Genomic DNA, 21,395 nt, shown 5'->3' with positions numbered 1-21,395 from the left:
CGAAGCGCAGTATGTTTGATCCAACAGCCTTTGATAACATGAAGGTCGTAATCGAAGGCGCCCTTTATGATTTGGATATGAGCGGTGATATCCTTGTAACCGATCGCAATGATTGGCTTAATCTAGCGAAAATGTCCCGATTGTTTACGATCAGCTTTGGTTTAAGAGAAAGCAGGCTTCCGATACATGCGAAAATGGAATTAGAAGCAAGGCTTAACAACTTAGCAGCGGAACTCCTTCCAGAGTCACTTTCAGAGCAGAATGCCGGGTGCTATGTGAAGCTGCAATTTTCACTCGAACTCCCTGAAAACCAAAGGGATTTTTACGGATTATATAAAATTTTCCAAAATATTTGGGGAGAAACAAGGAAAATCTCCCAGTCTGTTGAATATAACCCTTTAGAAAAGTCAAAAAATATCCGCTTAGTCATTTCCATTGACTTTGAGAGAATTGTCAAAGAGGAGCAAATGGAGGACTTTGCTGAGATGACGGAATTTATGATTGCCACTTTACAACAACTTGAGGAATACGGAAGTGGCAGCTAAAGGGGGAGACTTGGATGTCAATCTATCAGTTTAAGGCGAAAGCTATAGATGGAGAGGAAATTTCACTAAAGCAATTTGATGGGAAGGTTCTGCTAATTGTCAACACTGCCAGCAAGTGCGGTTTTACACCTCAGTATCGGGAGCTTCAAGGACTTTATGAAGCGTATAAAGAAAAGGGTTTCTCGGTTCTGGGTTTTCCTTGCAATCAGTTTATGAGTCAGGAGCCTGGGACGGAAGCAGATATTAAATCCTTTTGTGAATTAAATTACGGCGTCACCTTTCCGATGTTTGCAAAGGTCGATGTAAATGGCGTATACGCTCACCCGCTGTTCGTCTATATAAGAAAGCAGACACCGGGAATCTTGGGTTTTAATACAGTCAAGTGGAACTTCACGAAATTTCTTGTTGACCAAAAAGGAAATGTTGTAAAACGTTTTGCACCGAACGTAAAGCCAAGTGAAATTGCCAAAGATATCGAAGCACTACTTAGCTAATGACAAGCCGGCATTTTGCCGGTTTGTTTGTTTTAGGTGTTATAAATATTTACAATATTCAGAACTACGGTTACTATTAGTAGTAGGTACTAAATTTCCAGCAAGGGGAGATGACCGTGGTTAAAACGGCATGGGTGACTGATAGCACCGCTTATTTAGACGCAGAATTAAAAAAACATCCTGATATATATAGTGTTCCATTATCCGTTATTCTTGACGGAGAGGTATTTGCAGATGGGATTGACTTGTCTTCACATGAATTGTTTGAGAGGCTAAAGCACCTTAAAAGCCCGCCTAAGACATCCCAGCCTTCAGTGGGGGCTTTTCAGGAAGTGTTCGAACGGCTTTCTAAAGATTATGACCAAATTGTTGCTGTCCATCTTTCCGGGAAGCTGAGCGGTACAGTTTCTTCCAGTGAGCAGGCCGCAAAGCTGGTGGATATCCCAGTAACAATTTTTGATTCAAATATTCTTACTCTGCCAATGTCGGCATTGATGAAAAAAGGAATGGAATTATTGGCGGGAGGTCATAATCTCGAACACGTCATCAAAAAAATGGAAGAAATAAGAGATACAAACGAAACATACGTATTGGTTGGAAGTCTCGAGCAGCTTCACCGCGGCGGCAGAATGTCGGGCGTGCAATTCTTTCTGGGCAGCATGTTAAACGTCAAGCCAGTGATTTCATTTGATAATGGAGCCTTGTATGTGAAGGAGAAAGTCCGCACCGAGAAAAAGGCCAAGGATAAAATTCTCGAATATTTTAAACAGGCGTATGAAAAGTATCACTTTAAAGAAGTGTATTTATTGTATGGTCTGCATGAAGAGCATACAGTTGATTGGCGGCAGGAAATACAAACACGCTATCCGGAACTGAATGTGCTTGATGCACCATTAGGGGCCGTCATCGGTGTCCATGCAGGGGAAAATACACTCGGCATCAGCTGGTTTAATGGATTAAAATAAAAATGCTATAAAAAGATAACCTCGCTTTTTCGGGGTTATTTTTTCTTGTTTGGCTGATATTCGTGTTAAAATAGCAAGGATAAAGGCAGGTGCTAAATTTGATAGACAAAATTATAGAGCAGACGGAAGAATTTGTCCGCAATCAATTAGGTGAGGATTCAACCGGTCATGACTGGTTCCATGTGGACCGTGTCAGACGGAATGCCATACATATTAGCAAGGCAGAACAGCAGGGCGATCCATTTATCATAGAAATGGCTGCCTTGCTTCATGATATTCCTGATGAAAAGCTGAATTATAGTGAAGAAGCAGGGAAACAGAAACTTGAGAGCTTTATGGAGACGATTCCCCTCAAGGATGTTGAAAAAAACCACATTAGGGAGATTATTTTTTCTATTTCCTATAAAGGCGGTCATGGCAGCAAGCTTTCATCGGTGGAAGCAAAAATTGTTCAGGATGCAGATCGCCTGGATGCCATCGGCGCGATAGGCATTGCAAGAGCCTTTGCTTACGGCGGCAAAAAAGGGCAGTCCATCTATGACCCGGCTATCATGGTGAGGGAAACAATGAGCCAGGAAGAATATCGAAAAGGAAAATCAACGAGCATCCATCATTTCTATGAAAAATTATTAAAATTAAAAGATTTATTGAATACCGAGACGGCAATGCAAATGGCGGAGCCAAGGCAGCAAATGATGCAATCGTTTTTAGAACAATTTTACCGTGAATGGAATGGTCAACAATCATGAAAATGCTGACAGTCGAAAATGTTTCAAAAACATACGGAGAAAAGCAATTATTTTCTAATATTTCGTTTACCATCGGCGAAAAAGAACGTGTCGGGCTGATTGGAGTAAATGGAACTGGAAAATCTTCATTGTTAAAAATCGTAGCAGGTTTAGATGTGCCTGATGAAGGAAAAATCATTTCCGGTAAAGATTATTCCATTGCTTACCTGTCGCAGCAGCCTGATTTTGAAATGGACCGGACTATACTAGAACAAGTTTTTGATGGGGATGCGCCAATCCTAAAGCTGATGCGGGAATATGAAAATATACTTATGGAGCTAAATGCTGCACCAGATGATGTGAAACTTCAGGATGAACTTTTCCGTCTGCAGAAGCAGATGGATGCTTTGGACGCCTGGGATGCAAGCACAAATGCCAAGTCGGTCTTAACAAAATTGGGCATTGAAGATTTTACCCAAAGAGTTGGCAGTTTGTCCGGGGGCCAGAAGAAACGGGTTGCGTTGGCACAGGTATTAATCGCTGAACCCGATTTACTTATATTGGATGAACCGACAAACCACCTTGATTTTGATAGCGTTAAGTGGCTTGAGGATTATTTGAGCAGATATAAGGGCTCCATCCTCCTCGTCACCCATGACCGCTACTTTTTGGATCGGGTTACCAATCGGATGTTTGAGCTTGATGGCGGCAATTTATACAGCTATAAAGGCAATTATGCCGCTTTTCTGGAGGCAAAAGCAATCCGCGAGGAAAATGAAGCGGCCACATTTGAAAAAAGAAAGAACCTGTTCAGACGAGAACTGGAATGGATCCGGCGCGGGGCAAAGGCGAGGACGACGAAACAAAAGGCGCGGATTCAGCGTTTTGAAGAGCTTGACGAAAAGCTCTCAAGCGGAAAGTCGTCAGGTGAAAAGCTTGATATTTCTTTGAATGGCAGCCGCTTAGGTAAGCAGGTATTTGAACTAAAAGATGCATCCAAGCGGTATGGTGAAAAAGCAATCCTTAACCACTTTGATTTGCTTGTCAAACCGGGGGACAGAATCGGCATTATCGGTAGGAACGGAACTGGTAAATCCACATTATTAAATATCCTCGCTAAGCGCATCCCTCTTGATGAGGGAGAGTTTAATTTGGGTGCTACTGTGAAAATCGCCTACTATACCCAGGAAAGCGAGGATATGGATGAAAATAAGCGGATGATTGAATATATTAAGGAAACAGCGCAAATCGTCGAGACATCAGACGGGAAGACGATTTCCGCGGCACAAATGCTCGAGCGCTTTTTATTTCCTCCATATACGCATGGGACGCCTATTCGCAAGCTGTCGGGCGGGGAGAAACGCCGTTTGTATTTATTGAAAATCCTGATGACAGCACCGAATGTCTTGCTGCTTGATGAGCCGACCAACGATCTTGATACTCAGACATTGACGGTTTTGGAAGACTACCTTGAGGAGTTTCCAGGTGTCGTGATTACTGTTTCCCACGACCGATATTTTCTTGATAAAGTCGCTGAACAGCTTTTAGTTTTACAAGGCGAAGGGCAGATTGATTTCTTTTTCGGGAATTATACGGAGTATTTAGAAAAGGAAACGGTTGCCAAGGAAGTTATGAAACCGGCATCCACTTCCACTCCTTCTTCAAAAGCCCATGAAAAGGAAAAAAAGAAGAGAATGACCTTTAAAGAGAAAAAAGAGTGGGAAGAAATTGATGAAATTATTTCCAAAACTGAAGCGAGGCTTGAAGAAGTTGCAATCGAAATGGCGGGAGCGGGCAGCGATTTTTCAAAATTGCAGGATTTAATGAAAAAGGAAACTGAGCTAAACGAAAAATTGGAGTATTTAATAGAAAGATGGTCATATTTGGCCGAATTAGCTGAAAATGAGTGAGAGTACGCCTTAGTGCGTGCTCTTTTTTGTAACTTGGAAATATATCTACAAAATTAGGCAGATATCTACAATTTTTTTGTGATATCTACATTTCTTGAAATTTATCTACAAAAATAATGATGATATCTACAAATTTTCAAAGGATATCTACAATTACCATGAAAATAGAAAATGAGAACTAACCATTTATTAGGCATCTTACATGAATATACTCCTCTCATTATGTTAAACTTGTTAAAGAAAACATATGAATAAGGTGAGTATGTTGAAAATTAAGTCAATTGAACCGACGCCAAGTCCGAATACGATGAAAATCCTTCTTGACCATGAGCTTCCAATGGGCAAGAGCCATAATTATAAAAAGGAAACAGCGCTGGATGCACCACCTGTTATTCAAGCCGTCCTGCAAATAGAGGGCATTAAGGGTGTATATCATGTGGCTGATTTCCTAGCTGTTGAACGCAACGCTAAATATGACTGGAAGGAACTTCTACCAAAGGTCCGCCAGGCATTCGGTGAAGATACTGACCAAATCGCAAACACTGCAAAAGCAATCAACGACCATTTTGGTGAAATCAAAGTGGAAGTTCAAATGTTTAAAGGGATTCCGCTCCAAGTTAAGCTGACAGATGGCACTTCTGAAAAAAGGTTCGGAATGCCCGACTACTTTTTAAAAGCGCGGGAAAATGCCCAGCTTCCGGATGATAATTATATTTTGCTGCGGAAATGGGATCATCAAGGAGTTAGATATGGTGAAATGGATCAGGTTGGGCCGGAGGTTGTCGAGGAACTAATCGCGGCTTATCCCACGCTGCGACTTGAAGAACTTGTCCAAAAAGCGCAAGCTGCAGAAACTCAATCGGAGCAAAAAACAAAGCCGAAGCGCCGTAAAGTGACGGCTGACGACATGAGTAACCCTGATTGGCAGGTCCGTTACCAGTTGCTTGAGCAAATGGATGATCCGGATTTGGAGGATTTGCCAATGCTCGAAAAAGCACTCTCTGATGAAAAGCCGTCTATCCGTAGACTTGCCACTGTTTATCTTGGAATGATTAAGGACCAAGCGGTATTGCCGCTGTTATATCGCGCTTTAAAGGATAAAACCGTAACCGTCCGAAGAACAGCAGGCGATTGCTTATCGGACCTCGGCTTCCCCGAAGCGCAGGACGAAATGCTTGAAGCCTTGAAAGACCCGAGCAAATTGGTCCGCTGGCGGGCCGCGATGTTCCTTTACGAGGTTGGAGATGAAAAGGCGCTTTCAGCTCTAAAGGCTGCTGAAAATGACCCTGAATTCGAGGTAAGCATGCAAATCAGGATGGCAATTGAGAGAATCGAGGGCGGGGAAGAAGCAAAAGGCTCCGTTTGGAAGCAAATGACGGAAGCAAGGAAAACAGAAGAGTAAATGGGTTCATACTAAAATTTATGGAGGTTATAAACTATGTCAAATGCTTATGAAGAATATATGAGACAAATGGTCATGCCAATGCGTCAGGAGTTAACAAACGCGGGTTTTGCAGAACTGACAACGGCAGAGGATGTTGAAAAATTTATGGAAGACTCATCAGGCACGAAACTTGTTGTCGTGAACTCCGTTTGCGGCTGCGCAGCCGGTTTAGCCCGCCCTGCGGTTACTCAGGCTGTTTTAAACAGCGAGAAAAAACCGGATCATCTCGTCACCGTTTTTGCAGGCCAAGATAAAGAAGCAACAGCGAAGATGCGCGAGTATTTCGAAGGGATCGAACCGTCATCACCATCGATGGCGTTATTAAAGGATAATAAAGTAGTCCATTTTATCCCGCGCCATGATATCGAAGGAATGCCGATGGAAACCGTAATGCAAAATATATTAGGAGCATTAGAAGCTCATTGCTAAGAATTTTAAGAGGACGTGCGAAAGCCGTCCTTTTTTACTACTAAATACACAATAGGATGGAATGCAATGTTTATTACCACTTCAGGCAGAACGAATCAGCTTAAGAAAGAAGAAGCCATCCAGATTTCAAAGCTCTTGGATGCACCCTATATCCCCCGCAGGAAAAAATCCATTAGCCAATTACAAAAGGAAGCAAATAGCGATTGTCTTGTAGTAGGCAAAGAACGTCTGGAATTACATAAGGCAGAATCTGCTGAGCCTTTTTTCTTTCACCCAAACTCCGCGATGTTCCGCATCAAACGTCTCCTAAGAGGAGAGCATGACCCTTTTGCCGATGCTGCCAAACTGGAAATAGGGATGAACGTTTTAGATTGCACTCTTGGACTGGCCGGAGATGCAATAGTCGCAAGCCTTCTCGTCGGAAGTGAGGGAAAAGTCACAGGACTAGAAGGACAGAAATTTTTGGCCTATGTTGTGAAGGCGGGTCTCCAATCGTGGGATTCCGGCATCCTTGAAATGAACCAAGCAATGAAAAGAATCACAGTCATCAATTCCACTGCCCATGACTATTTAAAGCTGCAGGCAGATGCCTCCGTCGATTGTGTCTATTTTGACCCAATGTTTGAAGAAAGCATCAAAGAGTCTGAGGGAATTAAGGCTTTAGGGCAGTTTGCCATTTATGAAGAGCTGGGAATGGAAACAATTAATGAGGCGATACGAGTGGCCAAGCATCGCGTTGTCTTAAAGGACCATTACAAAAGCTCGAGATTTGAAAAATACGGATTTCAGGTAATTAAAAGACAAACCGCAAAATTTCATTATGGTTTTATTGAAAAATAATTCTGCTTTTCTATTTCTGGAAAAAAGCAGTATACTTAATAATAGAAACTACATATTTTTTACAGGATAAAGGTGAACCGAGGATGAATAAATGGGTTCGTAAATCACTTTTTGTTTTCATATCGATTTTAACTTTTGGGCTCGTCACACCTGCGCAGTTAATGAACGCTGTCAATGCCGAGACGCCAAAAGATCAAGATGTTTTCGAAATACAAACGGGAGAGGATGGATATTCTCAAGGATATTTCGAAGAAACAAAGTTTAATAGAGAGCGCTTTATACAAGAAATGATGCTGAAGGCAGAAACCCAATCCTATCAAAAATTCGGGCAAAAAATTAAGCCGGTCATCGAAAATGAATTCCGCGACCTAATTTTGCCGAACATGGAAATGGCGATTGAACAAACAGCTCTTCAATTTCCAGAGGAAGACCTAAAGAATCTTGTGATAACAGAGGAACCTGGTGCAGGATACTCCGAAAAGATTTTTCATATAAAAAACAGCCAAACAGGGAAAGATATTTTACGATTCCATGTGAGAAGGGATTTGCCGCCGCAGTCCGGGTACTGGTTCAATTTTCACTATCATACTTTTAAGGATAATTTCCAAACCCACCATAACCTTGGAACTATCTATTGGGCTAAAAACACACCCCCAAAATGGATGAATTAATATGTGAAAAAATTTTTATTGTAAAATTGAAACCTTTTTAAAGGAACGCTCGTAAATAAACTATTACCCAATTAGGAGGAAAGAAAAATGGCAATCAGTTTATCAAAAGGTCAAAAAGTTGATTTAACAAAAACAAATCCCGGCTTATCAAAAGTTGTTGTTGGACTTGGATGGGACACCAATAAATATGACGGCGGTAATGACTTTGATTTGGATTCTTCTGTGTTTTTATTAGGAGAAAACGGAAAAGTCACAACAGAAACAGATTTTGTTTTTTACAATAACCCGCAAGGTGCGGGTGGTGCGGTCGTACATACTGGGGATAACCGGACCGGTGCAGGTGATGGCGATGATGAGCAAGTAAACATTAATTTATCGGCAGTTCCAGCCAACATCCAACGGATTGCCTTTACGATTACAATCCATGATGCAGCAAGCCGTAATCAGAACTTTGGACAGGTTTCAAACGCATATGCACGGATTTTCAACGAAGAAACCGGCCAAGAATTAATCCGCTATGATTTGGGCGAAGATTTCTCGATCGAAACAGCGATTGTTGTTGGAGAATTGTATCGTCATAGCGGCGAGTGGAAATTCAGTGCCATCGGCAGCGGCTACCAAGGCGGGTTAGCAGCACTGGCAACTGATTTTGGCCTGCAGGTTGGTTAATTCATTAGAGAAAACAGAGACCCGGCGCTCGCTGGGTCTTTTTAACAAAAAATAGCGAACATCCAGGGGGAATTTTTTTAATGGCAGTATTGCAAGGAATTATAGACACGTATGCCCAATTCTTTAATTGGGAAATGTGGGGAGAAGTTTTAACAGACCCGGTAGCATGGGGACTTATTGGTACATTAGTGATTCTTGAAGGTCTGCTTTCAGCAGATAATGCCCTCGTTTTAGCCGTAATGGTAAAGCATCTTCCGCCTGAAAAGCGCAAAAAAGCTCTTTTCTACGGTTTGCTTGGAGCTTACGCATTTCGATTCATTGCGATTGGAATTGGCGTTTACCTCATCAAATTCTGGTGGGTAAAAGTGTTTGGTGCGGGGTATCTTGCCTGGCTTTCGATAAAATACTTCATGGATAAGAGAAGAGCCTCTGAAGCAGAGGAAGAAGAGGCTCAAGGCATGAACCAAAGCGGACTCCTCATTCGTCTTTTCGGAACCTTCTGGGGAACCGTTGTTGCAGTTGAGTTAATGGACATTGCCTTCTCTGTTGACAGTGTTCTTGCCGCATTCGGCGTCAGCGGTGAAGTATGGGTTCTTTTATTGGGAGGAATTCTCGGGGTGTTAATGATGCGAGGTGTTGCCGGTGTATTCCTATCATTAATTGACCGAATTCCTGAGCTTGAAACCACCGCGTATATTTTAATTCTATTAATATCTATTAAAATGCTTCTATCAGTTTTCCATATCGATGTAGGACATGTCACCTTCTTTATCATCTTGCTAGTAACGTTTGCCGCTACATTTGTGGTTCATTTTATGAACAAAAAGAAGGAAAATAGCACAGAAAATCATTAATAAAAAATTTGCATGAAAGAAAGGGAGCTGACGTGAGTTGTCTCCCTTATTTTTTACGATAAAGAGGAGTAAAAAAATGCGTTTTTTTACATATTTTTACGAAGATGAATTGACGCGGTATTTCTACAAAACGCCTGAGGAATTTAATAAATATTCGGGTCGTGAGCTATTATCCTATGGTCTGGGAGCAACCTTGTACATGCCTGCGGACCGCCCGGATTTTCATCAGGAAATCCTGTCAAAAAAGCTTTCCGGTTTAACATCTGTGGTTATTGATCTCGAAGATGCCGTAGGTGATAGCCGGGTTTTTGGTGCGGAGAGTTTGCTGATTGATGAACTGCAAAAATTATTCCGGGCACTGAACGAAGGGTTTATTGGCATCGAGGAGCTTCCATTGATGTTTGTGCGAGTTCGAAATCTAAAACAACTGCAAACGGTTAAAGAGCGGCTGGAAGATGCTGTACATCTATTAACTGGTGTTGTTCTTCCGAAATTTTCTTCGGAGAATGGGGCAGAGCTGTTACATGAGGTCCTGAAAATCCATACCAACGAACATCCTTTCTATGCGATGCCGATTCTCGAAACGGGCAGGGTTTTACATAAGGAAACAAGAATGGAAGAGTTGGTAAGGATTAAACAAATAGTTGATCGATACAAGGAAATTGTTTTAAATATCCGTATCGGCGCAACTGACTTCTGTGGGCTGTACGGGATTCGTCGCAGTCCGGATACAACGGTTTACGATATTGCGATTTTAAGAGATTGCATATCCGATATCATTAATATTTTCGGGCGCATTGACAGTCCGTATGTTGTTTCCGGTCCAGTCTGGGAGTATTTTTCCGCTAAAAACAGAATGCTAAAACCGCAGCTAAGGCAAACTCCATTCCGTGAGCGGTTTGGGGATGAGGGGCTTCATTGGCGAAGGCGGTTAATCGAAGAAAATCTCGATGGATTGATGAGAGAAACCCTAATGGACATTGCCAACGGAATATCCGGAAAAACGGTGATCCATCCGTCACACATAAAAATTGTTCAATCCCTAAATGTTGTCCCTTATGAGGAATATGTTGATGCATCAAATATAATCAAAGCGGCCACAGGGGAAATAGGTGTCATGAAAAGCGATTTTGCCAATAAAATGAATGAAATAAAGCCCCATCTCTACTGGGCAGAAAAAATAATGTTAAAATCACGGCTTTACGGGGTGTTACATGAAGAATTCACAAACATTGACCTTATCAAAAAAGAGGTATACATTTCCCATTCTTAATGCGATTGAGGTTACTATAAACATTACTGAAAATCCCTATGAGCTGCCGCCCGAAGAGCTCTTTACAATGGCAGCACGAATAAATAAGAAGCGGTCGTTTTTGTTTGTCAGCAAGGTACTAGGCAAGCATATTCCCGTTAAACCAAAAAGAAGTTTATTAACTGCAGCCCTGTTAGGCAGCCGGTTCATGGAGGTTGTGAAGGGATTAGACTTTGTGGAAAAGGAGCAAATGTTAAGAGCTTTTCTTCAGAATGAGGATTATATTCCCGCCCCATTTATCTCTGAAGCTATCAATCCTGTCATAATCGGTTTTGCCGAAACAGCGACCGCCCTTGGGCACGCTTTCTTTGATTGTTTTAAGGAAGCGGATTTCTTTCATACCACCAGGGAGAATATTGATGGTCTGAATCCAGACATCACTTTTGAAGAAGAGCATTCCCATGCCACCTCGCATCGATGCTATGTTCCTCGTGAAATGATGGAAAATGACCGGGAAATTATCTTGGTCGATGATGAAATAACAACAGGGAAAACGGCACTTAATATAATTCGCTCCATACATGCCCGCTTTCCAAGGAAACTGTATACCGTGGTTTCTATCCTGGATTGGCGCTCGCCCGAAAACCGTCGGGATTTTGCCCGCCTAGAAAAGGAACTTGGTATTACCATTCATGTGATAAGTCTATTAACTGGAGAGGTGTCGGTAACGCAATTCAAGGAGATTACACAAGGGACCAACGATGGGATGGATTCGAAGTATGAAGAGATGTCTGTTGAAAAATTAACTCTATCTGCTCATTTTTGCAAAACTCCTTATCTTACAAGTAATGCCTTCTATTTGAAGGAAACGGGCCGTTTTGGCTTAGCGGCGGAAGAAAATCGCTTGCTTCAGCAAAAAGCAGAAGAAGCAGCGGGGATTTTAAAGGAATTAAGAACCGGAGAGAAAACCCTTTGCCTTGGAACAGGGGAATTTATGTATGTGCCGATGCGAATTTCCGCTTTAATGGGGAGCGGTATTTCCTATCAGTCAACAACAAGAAGCCCCGTACATATTGAAAATCAGGATGGTTACGGAGCAAAATTCGGAGTCGCTTTTCCTAACCCGGAGGATCATAATATTCCTTATTTTGTGTATAATATCCCACCTGGCCATTACGATGAATTATTTGTTTTTTTTGAAAGAGAAATAGACTCTGAGAGTCTTCTTCCATTTCTAAAGGAATTGCAAAAGACGCAAATTCCTTCGCTAAAGCTTGTCTTTTTCTCTGATGCAGGAGGTGATGGTCATGTATCAAGCAAAAAATAAACCTGCCGAGATTGGTACTTACAGTCCGGATGATTGTTTATTTCTGTTAAAGGATTTAAGCAAGATTAAGCTTGAGGACTCTACAGAAAACAGGGAGTTGAAAATTCAAACAGGGGGCCATTACAGTGAATCTCTGCCGATTGAGTACCAGCCGCCTAAAGACTATGTAGAGCTGTTTTGGGATACATTACACGAATATAAACATAAGGTAGCCTTATGCATCGGTGTTGCTGCTGAGCAGATTTTTTCATTAAAAGGAAAAAATACAGTGCTGGTTTCTTTGGCAAGGGCGGGAACACCTGTCGGCATATTAATAAAAAGATATATCCAAAAACGCTATAATGTGTCACTGCCGCATTACAGTATTTCTATCATTCGCGACCGGGGCATTGATGAAAATGCGATTGCCTATATTTTGGGTGAACATCCCGAAGGAAGGATTCAATTTGTCGACGGCTGGACAGGAAAGGGAGCTATTTCGTTGGAGTTGACAAAGGCATGCCGTCAATTTGAAGAAAAATATGGAATCCAGCTTGATGATACGCTTGCCGTCCTTGCTGATCCCGGCTATTGTACGAGCGTTTTTGGGACGAGGGAAGATTTTCTTATCCCCAGCGCTTGTTTAAATTCAACTGTATCGGGGCTGGTAAGCCGGACGGTGCTAAATAATACCTATATCGGAAAAAATGATTTTCATGGTGCTAAATTTTACAAAGAGTTGACGGATGCTGACGTGTCCAACACCTTTATTGACATTATTGACGGCGAGTTTGCCGGAATTTCGGAGCAAGCAAGCGCTATGGCAGTGCAACGGTTAAATGAGAATATTACGGCTGAATTTCTCGGGATGCAGGCTGTCCAAAAAATCCAAGCCGAATTTGGGATTGAAAATACCCATCATATTAAACCCGGCGTTGGAGAAACCACCAGGGTGCTGTTAAGAAGGGTTCCTTGGAAAATATTAATGCGCGACAAAACAAGCCCATTTGTTAAGCATATCCTGATGCTCGCTGAAGAAAAGAGAGTCGAGGTTATCGAGTATCCGGATATTCATTATCTTTGCTGCGGCATCATTAAATCTGTTAAGGGGAACCAGCCATGATATTTGCATCTGACCTAGACCGGACGATTATCTACTCCACAAGGGCGGTTGAAGAACTTGGCGGTCCAAATATAATAGAATTAAAGCCGGTTGAACGAAGGGACGGGATGTGGATGGCCTACATGACGGAACCTTCGTATCAGGCACTTGCTGAACTTTCGCGTTCAAGCCTTTTTGTCCCCGTGACAACTAGAACAACAGAACAATTTAAGCGTTTTGTTATTTTTGATGAAAGCATTCACCTTCCCTATGCAATTACGACAAATGGTGCTGTGATCATGTATCAGGGTAAACCACTTCCAGAATGGGACGACCATATTTCCAAGGCGATAGATGAAGAGTCTACCGTGCCAGAGGAATTTCGTTCTGCTATAAGAAGAGAAGGGATTGAGCTAAACGGGCGGTTAAAGCAGGTGGGAAACCTATTTTTCTACTATATTCTAGATTGTTTCCCAACCATCGATGAAATAGCGATGTTAAGGGCATTGGCCGCCAAGCTCGGATGGAAAATTTCACTTCAGGGGAGAAAGCTTTATTGTTTACCAAGTGCGATTAGAAAAGGTGCGGCCCTGGAATTTATTTGCCACCGAGAACAGAAGAAAGCGGTTGCAGGGGCGGGCGACTCCGTCCTTGATTTGGATTTCCTTGAAATCTGCCAGCACCGCCTTGTTCCAGGGCATGGTGAACTGGCGAAAATGTCCGATACCGAGGGCCTTACCTTTACAAATCAAACAGGGGTTCAAGCCGGTGAGGAAATTTTGCAGATATTTTTAAAACTACTTAAAGGTTAGTTTTTATCCCCCTCCGAAAACCTGCTGATTATGAAATAAATACTGGAAAATATTCCGTAGGATCCAGCCAAGAACAAAATGGATATGACAAAGGATTGGAACACCGGTCCTAGGAGGAGCGTAAAAATTAAACTGAATACAAATAAATCAAGATATATAAAAAGGTCTGAGGCCATGACCTCCATTACAGTTTCCAGTTCCTCCTGCAGCATGTTTATATGCGGCCGTTTAAATAAAGATCTCATGAAGTCACCTACTTTAGTGTGAGTATTCAAATAATATGTAGGGACAAGGATAAAGGTGAAAACACAAGAATTGTGTCCAATTACGAAACATTTATTGACTTCATTCGTATAAACAAATGAACCATTTTGCTAACTGTGTTATGATGATATTGATGAGGGAATCTTACATAATTTGCTAACGAAGAATAAAAGCTTTTGCTTCAAAGGAAGGGACTACGATGCATCCACCTTTAAATCATTTAAATCCCAGGCCTTTAGCCCTTTCATATGAAAATTGGCTCGGCATGCTCCAAAAGATGCTGCCCGAGCGACCCAATTTTTCAATCGAGAATGGGACCATTCAAATCGGCCAAGTTGTTGGGATTTTCCTTGGAATACCATTTGACACAGATGAATATTATAATCAGCTTTTCGAATACGTCCATACGCCAGATTTAAATTTACACTTATTAAGTGACGATTCTCTCGATAAATCTATTAACAATGCCCACTTCCAATCCATCCAAAAGGTGATTAACATTAATCATGAACAAAAGCTGTCGATTAACCGTTTCACCGCTTTTTTGGAAGGGGAACAGCTGTTATTAAAATCAAAAGACCCGGTCATTCATCGGAAATTGCGGGAAGCAATGATTACTACCCTTGAATTATTTGACTTCCTTGAAAGGGAAGGAATCAAAAATCCGGACCTGAGGCGTGTTCTCGTTGATATCGTAAAATGGACCATTAATCATCTTCGGCCGGCACTCAAAGCAGCAGACCCGCAAAGGGAAATGCCGAGGTTTTTATGGTATGGCGATTTCAAAAAGAGTCATCAGTATTTTCTATTTTATTTAATCCAGCTTGGCTGTGACATTATCTTTTTCCATCCGGAAGGCAAGAATGCTTTAGAAGGGTTACTTAAGGAGTCCGTTTTTACTCATCAATTTGAGCAAAACCTTCCGGCCGAGCCCTTTCCTACTGAGAAGCGGACCCGTAAAGCAACCGTTGCTTACCGGGCATCCAAAGAAATTGAAAACATTCTTAATCAGGAAGGGTCAGGTCTTTACAAGCCTTGGCAGCTAAGGGACTATACCCCTTCTTCAATCACGCTTCGAACTACTTATGATGAGCTATATATTCTCAGTAAAGAAGCGGCAATGATTCGCCCTGATTTTGAAGTAAGGGATGGAAAAGTTCAGATTCCGTCACTCTTTGCCAAAATACAAGGTGTCAGCAAAAACAGAAAAGAATATTGGGACCGCCTTCATTCGTTAAGTCAATTGGAAAATACGCTGCTTATCCGCAGGCTCCCAATGACCATCCCTAGCACCAGTGATTTTCGGTTTCATTATCGAAACGCGCTCGGCAATGATGGTTTGGTCGTTCCGGAAAAAATGATGCAGGCTCACTACTGGCCTTATTCCTTTTTGCCGGCAGGGCTGCAAAAAGGAATCGCGGCAGCAGTTAAAAAATTGTGCGAAAAGCCGGATCTAAAGCCTTTGGCAATGGAAGGCATCGAGGAGCTGAAAGTATTTCTCTTCACTCAGGCGATGTTTATGCCCAAGAACATCATTCAGCTAATCGAAAAATTTGATTACTCGCAGGAGGTCCCAAAATTAATCATTTTTAATAATGAAACAACAGGGATGCTGTCGCGGTCCGATGCGGTTTTACTGCTGCTCTTGAATCAATTTGGAATTGATATCATCCTTTACAATCCAACTGGACATAATGACATTGAAAATTACCTTGATTCAATTAATTTCGATATCCACTGGCTTGATGATATGGTTTTTGACTTGGAATATAAAGAACCGTCTTTATTTAAAAAAGGTCTTTTTCATGGCATTTTAAAAAATTTAAGGGGAGATTAAAGCATGAATTTAACACCAAATCCATCCAGTGATGTTACCCCGCAGCCTGCCGAGGACATGCTGACGGAAAAAAAAGTCTCAGACATTAAGCTTGCCCTTCGCAAGGAACCGGAAATCCAAAACCTTGCTAGTTCGATTGACGAACGCGACCAAATTCAGGTACTTGAATTCGGAAAAGAACCTGCCGTGCAAATTTCCCGATTTTCTGACCAAATCTTAAGCAACATGCGGACAACTAAAGTGGAGGATTCCGGCGAACTGTTAAAACAGCTTGGACGCATTATGGATAAATTCGATCCGAAGGATTTTCAAAAGTCCTCAGGAGGCTTGTTCTCTAAACTTTTTAAAAAGGGCGAAAAAGTGGTTGAAAAGCTGTTTGGCAAATATCAGACGATGGGCTCGGAAATTGACAAGGTGTATGTGGAAATATCCAAGTACCGTTCTGAAATGGTTGATTCCACCAACATGCTTGAGTCCATGTACGAGCAAAACTACCAATATTATTTAACGCTTGAGAAATATGTAGTTGCCGGCGAATTGAAGGTTGAGGATTTAAAAAATAATCAGTTGCCGCAGCTTGAAGCCCGTGCTGCTTCTGGTGATCAGCTTTCTTCCATGCAGCTGGATTCATTAAAGAATGCCATCGAATTATTGGAGCAGCGGATTTACGATTTGGAAATGGCGAAAATGGTTGCCCTGCAAACGGCGCCGCAAATCCGTATGCTGCAGCGTGGAAATACGAAATTAATAGGAAAAATCAATTCTGCTTTTGTAACCACAATCCCGATTTTTAAAAATGGCTTAATCCAGGCAGTGGCCGCCAAAAGGCAAAAGCTAGTTGCTGATTCGATGAGCGAGCTTGACCGGCGTACCAATGAGATGCTGCTCAGAAACGCCCAGAATATTTCGCAGCAAAGTGCCGATATTGCAAGACTTGCAGGAGGCCCAAGCATTAAAATCGAAACCATTGAAGAATCTTGGAATATCATTCTCAAAGGCCTGCAGGAAACAAAGGCCATTGAAGAGGAAAATAGACGTCTGCGCCAGGAAGGCACAAGACGATTGGAGCAGCTGCAGGATAATTTTAAGAAAATAAAACAGCAATACTAAAATTTTATGAGGTGATAGACATGGCAATTAATTTACAAAAAGGACAAAGAGTTGACTTAACAAAAGGCAACCCTGGTTTGACTAAAATTGTGGTAGGATTGGGCTGGGATCCAGTTCAAAGCAGCGGAGGAGGAGGCGGCTTCTTCGGTTCTTTGTTTGGCGGCGGCAGTGCCCCGAATGTTGACTGTGATGCTTCCGTTATTATGTTAGGTGCGGGTGACCGCCTGCAGAATAACAAAGATGTTATTTACTTTGGAAATTTAAAGAGCGCTGACGGATCTGTCCAGCACTCCGGGGACAATTTAACTGGCGATGGAGACGGCGACGATGAGCAGGTCATGATTGATTTAAGCAGGGTCCCTTCGAATATTGAGAAGCTTGTTTTCGTGGTAAATATATATGACTGCGTGAAGCGGAAGCAGCACTTTGGGATGATCCGCAATGCATTTATTAGAGTCGTGAATCCGGGCAATCATCAAGAATTAATTCATTATAATTTGACTGATGACTACAGTGGCAGAACTTGCTTAGTAACAGGTGAGATCTACCGCCACGGCAATGAGTGGAAGTTTGCTGCTATCGGCAGCGGCACCAACGCTGCTTCCTTGAGTGAAGTTGTTCGTTCCTATAGCTAATTTTGTGAGGTGATACTTGTGGGAATTAACTTAGCAAAAGGTCAAAGAATTGATCTGACAAAAACCAATCCTGGCTTAACCAAAGTGATTATCGGCCTTGGCTGGGATACGAACCGCTATCATGGCGGCCACGATTTTGACTTGGATGCATCAGCATTCTTAACGGATGCAAACAGCCGGGTCACAAATGATATGGATTTTGTCTTTTATAATAATTTAACCGATCCTTCAGGGGCGGTTGAGCACACAGGCGACAACCGAACCGGTGAAGGCGATGGCGATGATGAGCAAATAAAGATTGATTTCAGCAAGGTACCTGCCCACGTCCATCGCATTGCGATTACTGTAACGATTCATGATGCTGAAATGCGAAATCAAAATTTTGGTCAAGTAAGCAACGCCTTTGCCCGTGTTGTCGATGAAGATACAGGCCGTGAAATCCTAAGGTTCGATCTTGGTGAAGACTTTTCCGTTGAAACTGCTGTCGTCATTTGCGAGCTGTACCGTCATAATGGAGATTGGAAATTCAATGCCGTAGGCAGCGGCTTTGCAGGCGGACTCGCTTCACTTTGCCGTAATTTCGGGCTGCAAGTATAGTATGAAAGGAAGCCGCCAGGGGATGTCCTGGCGGCTATTTTTGCTAAAATGTACAAATCTTTAACCCTATTTCCATGTTATAATCCTAGTAATATACTTACTAGATGAGGGATGAACATGCGTAAATGGGTTATATTTTTTTTGATTGTCACCTTGTCCTTAGTTTCTGTAACGACATCAAAAGCATCGATTAAGGGCATGCGGATCACTGATTTTCCAAAAAATTCACAGCTCTATGAATCTATTAAAATATCTTCTAATAATGTTAACCAAATTATTATTTTACCGCTGCAGCCTTTTGACGAAAAAGAGGCTGCAAAAATAATAAACAGGTTTAGTTCCTTACCGAAATCTTTATTAAGTAAAATATATCAAAATGGTATTAACCTAAAACTTTTTACCGGAAAGCTTACCGATAATCCAGCAGCAAGGCAGCTAAAAGGAAAAATCCCACGGGGCTATCCGACGAATACAACGTGGGATGATGTCCCTGGCATCGGCGGCGGGAAGGTCGTCTTGGTCAAGATCGGGGCAAGTGATAAAGGCAAGGGACACGGTTCCGTCAACCTGGAACTGCACGAAATGGCGCACTCCATCGATCATATTATTTTAAATAATATAAGCCAAACAAAGGAATTTAAAATACTGATGGAAAACGAGCACGAGAAATTGTTCCCGGGCAAAAGCTATTTTGAATACCCGGAAGAATATTTTGCTGAAGCCTTTTCGATGTATTTTTTAAATTCTGAAACTAGAGCTCAAATAAAATTGAAGGCTCCGAACACTTATAAATTTTTAGAAAACCTTTTCTAATCTGCTCCATATTTATGTTAAAATGAAAAAATATGAAAACCGATTAGGGGAGTGTCCAATTTGAAACAATATCTAGACCTATGCAAGCATGTGCTTGAGCATGGAACAGTTAAGGGCGACCGCACAGGCACCGGAACGATCAGCACATTCGGCTATCAAATGAGGTTTAATTTAGAGGAAGGCTTTCCTCTTATGACAACTAAAAAACTTCATCTAAAATCCATTATTTATGAACTTTTATGGTTTTTAAATGGTGATACAAACGTTAAATACCTTCAAGATAACGGAGTTAGAATCTGGAATGAATGGGCCGATGAAAACGGCGAGCTGGGTCCTGTTTACGGTCATCAATGGCGTTCCTGGACAGGCGCCGACGGCCAAACGGTTGACCAAATCAGTGAGTTAATCGAGCAAATTAAAACGAATCCCAATTCCAGAAGATTAATTGTCAATGCGTGGAACGTGGCAGAAATTGATAAAATGGCTTTGCCTCCATGCCATTGTATGTTCCAATTTTATGTGGCGGATGGAAAATTATCCTGCCAGCTTTATCAGCGCTCAGCCGATGTGTTCCTTGGAGTGCCTTTTAATATTGCCTCCTATGCCATGCTGACAATGATGATTGCTCAGGTTTGCGGCTTAAAGCCAGGTGAGTTTGTCCATACTTTTGGGGATGTTCATATCTACCAAAATCATCTGGAGCAAGTAAAACTGCAGCTGGAAAGAGACCCGAGACCATTGCCGCAACTAAAAATCAATCCTGAAGTTAAGGACATTTTTTCCTTCAAATTTGAGGACTTTACGTTAGAAAACTATGATCCGCATCCGCATATCAAAGGAGTCGTCAGCGTATGATTTCCTTTATTGTCGCAATGGACCAAAACCGGGTCATTGGCAAAAATAATCAGCTGCCATGGCACCTGCCTGATGATTTAAAATTCTTTAAGCGAGTAACCATGGGGCATCCGATTGCAATGGGGCGTAAGACACATGAATCAATCGGCCGCGTCCTTCCAGGAAGGGAGAACATCATTATAACCAGGCAAACAGAATATCGGCCTGAGGAATGTACCGTCTTTACCTCCGTTGAAAAATTCGTTGGCTACAGCAGGGAGCAACGCGACGAAATTTTTGTCATCGGCGGGGCAGAAATTTTTAAAGAGACGTTCCCTTTTGCCGATCGTCTTTACATTACCTTTATTAACGAGGAATTTGCCGGTGACACGTTTTTTCCGGAATTCGACGAGAATGACTGGGTACTTGTTTCCTCCGAAAAAGGTATAAAGGACGAAAAAAATCCCTACGATTATGAGTTTAGAATTTATGACCGAAGAGTGGTTTAAAAAATAAAAAGCATCAGCTGCGGCTGATGCTTTTAATATCCGTTTAATTCATACTCAGATAGTTTTGCTAACATTCCTCGGAATTCGTGTGGATGGCAGAATTCTTCCTCATGGAAATGTGCCTTAATCCAAGCAATTAATTCTTTTGGACTGTTAAAATATTCACCGCTCCGATCACTTTTCCGAATGGTATACCTTCCATTGTCATCGTCAATTGTTACCTCGACTGGGAGGGCACCGTCAAAACTAAAAAGAGAAAATTCCATCCCACTCACATCCTTTTTGTTAACTAAATTTTTCATAAGTATATGTTTTAATGTACCAATTATATGCAAAATTCTAATAATTGTCAAAATATTTTAAAAATTTAATCTAAAAAAAGAACGTTGACTTCAATTGATGTTATTGTTAAATTTTTATAGAGTTGATATATTAAATGCGAAATATCACAGTTATGTTATTTTTAGTGGATATTGTGAATTTAATATGAATTATTGCAAATAATTATCCCAAAATGATTATTCAATACTATAATCATCTTAAGAGGTTACTTTATTTCAAAGGGGCTGTAAATTATGTTTTCTAATATTGGCGTACCGGGTTTAATCCTTATTTTAACACTTGCACTGATTATTTTTGGACCGAAAAAACTACCGGAAATTGGCCGTGCCTTTGGACAAACGTTAAAAGAATTCAAAAAGTCAACTCGTGAACTTACTGACGATGTAATGGAAGACATCAAGGAAGAAAAGGAAAAATTGAGCAAATAGGGTGT

24 protein-coding genes are annotated in these 21,395 nt (G+C 41.6%); 23 read left to right on the top strand and 1 reads right to left on the bottom strand.

All coding sequences use genetic code 11. The annotated features are described in order from the left end of the window. Positions 1-11 precede the first annotated feature (11 nt). The 22 genes from ACZ5B7_RS21265 to ACZ5B7_RS21160 all read left to right on the top strand — a co-directional run bounded on the left by ACZ5B7_RS21265 (position 12) and on the right by ACZ5B7_RS21160 (position 20,620). Complete coding sequence (locus ACZ5B7_RS21265) at positions 12-545, top strand: hypothetical protein (RefSeq protein ID WP_464490916.1); 534 nt, start codon at positions 12-14, stop codon at positions 543-545. A gap of 14 nt (positions 546-559) precedes the next feature. Continuing rightward, positions 560-1,039: a glutathione peroxidase gene (locus tag ACZ5B7_RS21260; protein WP_423798891.1), complete on the top strand. Its 480-nt coding sequence runs from the start codon at positions 560-562 to the stop codon at positions 1,037-1,039. Positions 1,040-1,155: 116 nt separating this feature from the next. After that, the gene (locus tag ACZ5B7_RS21255) at positions 1,156-2,004 is read left to right on the top strand and encodes a DegV family protein (RefSeq protein ID WP_464490915.1); all 849 of its coding nucleotides are present in this window, start codon (positions 1,156-1,158) and stop codon (positions 2,002-2,004) included. 98 nt (positions 2,005-2,102) lie between these two features. Continuing rightward, positions 2,103-2,753 (top strand): HD domain-containing protein, encoded by a 651-nt coding sequence (locus ACZ5B7_RS21250; protein WP_464490914.1) that lies wholly within the window; start codon positions 2,103-2,105, stop codon positions 2,751-2,753. Further along, positions 2,750-4,642 carry an ABC-F family ATP-binding cassette domain-containing protein gene (locus ACZ5B7_RS21245; protein WP_464490913.1) on the top strand — a complete coding sequence of 631 codons (1,893 nt, stop codon included), beginning with the start codon at positions 2,750-2,752 and terminating at the stop codon, positions 4,640-4,642. The genes ACZ5B7_RS21250 and ACZ5B7_RS21245 overlap by 4 nt, the downstream gene beginning before the upstream one ends. Before the next feature lie 265 nt (positions 4,643-4,907). Further along, a complete protein-coding gene (locus ACZ5B7_RS21240) occupies positions 4,908-6,044 on the top strand; it encodes a conserved virulence factor C family protein (protein ID WP_464494540.1) in 1,137 nt (378 codons plus the stop codon). A gap of 36 nt (positions 6,045-6,080) precedes the next feature. Beyond that, on the top strand, positions 6,081-6,515 hold the full coding sequence (locus tag ACZ5B7_RS21235; RefSeq protein ID WP_423798886.1) for a BrxA/BrxB family bacilliredoxin: 435 nt from the start codon (positions 6,081-6,083) through the stop codon (positions 6,513-6,515). A 66-nt stretch (positions 6,516-6,581) separates the two neighbouring features. Beyond that, positions 6,582-7,355 (top strand): class I SAM-dependent methyltransferase, encoded by a 774-nt coding sequence (locus ACZ5B7_RS21230; RefSeq protein ID WP_464490912.1) that lies wholly within the window; start codon positions 6,582-6,584, stop codon positions 7,353-7,355. 83 nt (positions 7,356-7,438) lie between these two features. Beyond that, positions 7,439-8,026: a YpjP family protein gene (locus ACZ5B7_RS21225; protein WP_464490911.1), complete on the top strand. Its 588-nt coding sequence runs from the start codon at positions 7,439-7,441 to the stop codon at positions 8,024-8,026. Between the two features lie 87 nt (positions 8,027-8,113). Further along, complete coding sequence (locus ACZ5B7_RS21220) at positions 8,114-8,695, top strand: TerD family protein (protein WP_213145098.1); 582 nt, start codon at positions 8,114-8,116, stop codon at positions 8,693-8,695. 80 nt (positions 8,696-8,775) lie between these two features. Further along, positions 8,776-9,549, top strand: coding sequence for a TerC family protein (locus ACZ5B7_RS21215; RefSeq protein ID WP_464490910.1), 774 nt, complete (start codon positions 8,776-8,778; stop codon positions 9,547-9,549). A gap of 76 nt (positions 9,550-9,625) precedes the next feature. After that, the gene (locus ACZ5B7_RS21210) at positions 9,626-10,822 is read left to right on the top strand and encodes an HpcH/HpaI aldolase/citrate lyase family protein (RefSeq protein ID WP_464490909.1); all 1,197 of its coding nucleotides are present in this window, start codon (positions 9,626-9,628) and stop codon (positions 10,820-10,822) included. Further along, positions 10,764-12,128, top strand: coding sequence for a phosphoribosyltransferase family protein (locus tag ACZ5B7_RS21205; protein ID WP_464490908.1), 1,365 nt, complete (start codon positions 10,764-10,766; stop codon positions 12,126-12,128). Before ACZ5B7_RS21210 ends, ACZ5B7_RS21205 begins: the two co-directional genes overlap by 59 nt. Next, positions 12,109-13,230: a cysteine protease StiP family protein gene (locus ACZ5B7_RS21200; RefSeq protein ID WP_464490907.1), complete on the top strand. Its 1,122-nt coding sequence runs from the start codon at positions 12,109-12,111 to the stop codon at positions 13,228-13,230. The genes ACZ5B7_RS21205 and ACZ5B7_RS21200 overlap by 20 nt, the downstream gene beginning before the upstream one ends. Continuing rightward, a complete protein-coding gene (locus tag ACZ5B7_RS21195) occupies positions 13,227-14,021 on the top strand; it encodes an HAD family hydrolase (RefSeq protein ID WP_464490906.1) in 795 nt (264 codons plus the stop codon). Before ACZ5B7_RS21200 ends, ACZ5B7_RS21195 begins: the two co-directional genes overlap by 4 nt. A 463-nt stretch (positions 14,022-14,484) precedes the next feature. Beyond that, positions 14,485-16,122 (top strand): YceG family protein, encoded by a 1,638-nt coding sequence (locus tag ACZ5B7_RS21190; protein ID WP_464490905.1) that lies wholly within the window; start codon positions 14,485-14,487, stop codon positions 16,120-16,122. Positions 16,123-16,125: 3 nt separating this feature from the next. Further along, positions 16,126-17,232, top strand: coding sequence for a toxic anion resistance protein (locus tag ACZ5B7_RS21185; RefSeq protein ID WP_464490904.1), 1,107 nt, complete (start codon positions 16,126-16,128; stop codon positions 17,230-17,232). A gap of 20 nt (positions 17,233-17,252) precedes the next feature. Next, on the top strand, positions 17,253-17,867 hold the full coding sequence (locus ACZ5B7_RS21180; protein ID WP_423798876.1) for a TerD family protein: 615 nt from the start codon (positions 17,253-17,255) through the stop codon (positions 17,865-17,867). An 18-nt stretch (positions 17,868-17,885) separates the two neighbouring features. Beyond that, the gene (locus tag ACZ5B7_RS21175; protein WP_464490903.1) at positions 17,886-18,464 is read left to right on the top strand and encodes a TerD family protein; all 579 of its coding nucleotides are present in this window, start codon (positions 17,886-17,888) and stop codon (positions 18,462-18,464) included. A gap of 117 nt (positions 18,465-18,581) precedes the next feature. Further along, on the top strand, positions 18,582-19,277 hold the full coding sequence (locus ACZ5B7_RS21170; protein WP_464490902.1) for an anthrax toxin lethal factor-related metalloendopeptidase: 696 nt from the start codon (positions 18,582-18,584) through the stop codon (positions 19,275-19,277). A 60-nt stretch (positions 19,278-19,337) separates the two neighbouring features. Next, positions 19,338-20,132: a thymidylate synthase gene (locus ACZ5B7_RS21165; RefSeq protein WP_423798873.1), complete on the top strand. Its 795-nt coding sequence runs from the start codon at positions 19,338-19,340 to the stop codon at positions 20,130-20,132. After that, on the top strand, positions 20,129-20,620 hold the full coding sequence (locus ACZ5B7_RS21160) for a dihydrofolate reductase (protein ID WP_464490901.1): 492 nt from the start codon (positions 20,129-20,131) through the stop codon (positions 20,618-20,620). Before ACZ5B7_RS21165 ends, ACZ5B7_RS21160 begins: the two co-directional genes overlap by 4 nt. Before the next feature lie 32 nt (positions 20,621-20,652). Here the strand turns inward: ACZ5B7_RS21160 and ACZ5B7_RS21155 are convergent, their stop codons facing one another. After that, the gene (locus tag ACZ5B7_RS21155; RefSeq protein WP_213145111.1) at positions 20,653-20,886 is read right to left on the bottom strand and encodes a hypothetical protein; all 234 of its coding nucleotides are present in this window, start codon (positions 20,884-20,886) and stop codon (positions 20,653-20,655) included. Positions 20,887-21,195: 309 nt separating this feature from the next. Here ACZ5B7_RS21155 and ACZ5B7_RS21150 point away from each other — a divergent pair, with 309 nt between their 5' ends. Then, on the top strand, positions 21,196-21,390 hold the full coding sequence (locus ACZ5B7_RS21150) for a twin-arginine translocase TatA/TatE family subunit (RefSeq protein WP_213145112.1): 195 nt from the start codon (positions 21,196-21,198) through the stop codon (positions 21,388-21,390). The last annotated feature ends 5 nt before the right edge of the window (positions 21,391-21,395 follow it).

The sequence above is a fragment of the Neobacillus sp. S1115 genome (assembly GCF_055385565.1).
The sequence above is the reverse complement of the archived record's forward strand: the minus strand, read 5'-3'. Positions and strand labels throughout refer to the sequence as shown.